Here is a 1033-nt window from a genome sequence, read left to right as displayed (position 1 = left end):
GGAATCCCCGCCCCTCAGGGCGGGGAGGATGTCAACGGGACTCCACTGTTGGGAAGCGAAGGATGGGAAGAGGGAAGGCGGCCAGTGCCCGGGGATCAGCGGCAGAGCGCCTCGTCGACCGCCTTGTCCACGCGCTTCGCGGTGTCGCCGTCCGGGATCGTGGTCACGGTGAAGTTCACGGCGCGGCCGTCGTCGGTGGTGCCGCCGGAGGTCTCGTAGCCCGGGATCGTCCCGCCGTGCCCCCAGGCGACGCCGCCGCAGGAGAGCGGGCGGCTCACCAGGCCGAGTCCGTAGCCGGCCCCGGGGCTGATCGCGTCGGCGGGGACGGTGGTGCGCATCTGGGCGAGCTGGGCCGCGGGCAGCAGTCGGCCGCCGAGCAGCGCGCCGTAGAACCGGGTGACGTCCGTGTTGGTCGAGACGATCGCGCCGGCCGCCCAGCCCCAGGACGGGTCCAGCTCCGTGTAGTCGCGCAGCGACCCGTTCTCGGCGCGCTGGTAGCCCTTGGGGTGGGCCTCGTGGATCGTCATGTCCCCGGGGGCGGGGAAGTAGGTGTGGCGCAGGCCGATCCGGTCGATGATGCGCTTGGTGACCTCCTCGCCGAGCGGTCGGCCGGTGACCTTCTGGATGATCAGGCCCGCCAGCAGGTAGTTGGTGTTGTTGTACTCCCACTGGGAGCCGGGCTCGAAGTGGGCCTTCTGGGCCAGCGCGGCGTCGAGGAGTTCGCGCGGCTCGTAGTAGCGCTTCGGGTCCTTGAGGACGTTCTCGCGGTCCACGTACTCGGGCAGGCCGCTGGTGTGCTGGAGCAGCTGGCGGACCGTGATGTTCCGGCCGTCGATGCCCTCGCCGCGCACCAGTCCGGGCAGGTAGTCGTCCACCTTCGCGTCCAGGCCGACCTTGCCCTCGGCGACCAGCTGCAGGATCACGACGGCGGTGAACACCTTGCTGTTGCTGCCGATCCGCACCTGGCCGTCCATCGGCACCTTGGCCTTGGTGGCCGCGTTGCCGACGCCGGCGGTGTAGGTGCGGGTGCGGC

1 protein-coding gene is annotated in these 1033 nt (G+C 71.0%); it reads right to left on the bottom strand.

Annotation, left to right across the window (positions count from 1 at the left end; all coding sequences use genetic code 11):
• Positions 1-95: 95 nt before the first annotated feature.
• A partial coding sequence (locus VR45_RS39730) for a serine hydrolase domain-containing protein (RefSeq protein WP_045944839.1) occupies positions 96-1033 on the bottom strand: 938 nt, incomplete at its 5' end.

Source organism: Streptomyces sp. NRRL S-495 (genome assembly GCF_000966955.1).
Classification (GTDB): domain Bacteria; phylum Actinomycetota; class Actinomycetes; order Streptomycetales; family Streptomycetaceae; genus Kitasatospora; species Kitasatospora purpeofusca.
This window is presented reverse-complemented; position numbering and strand designations above follow the sequence as displayed.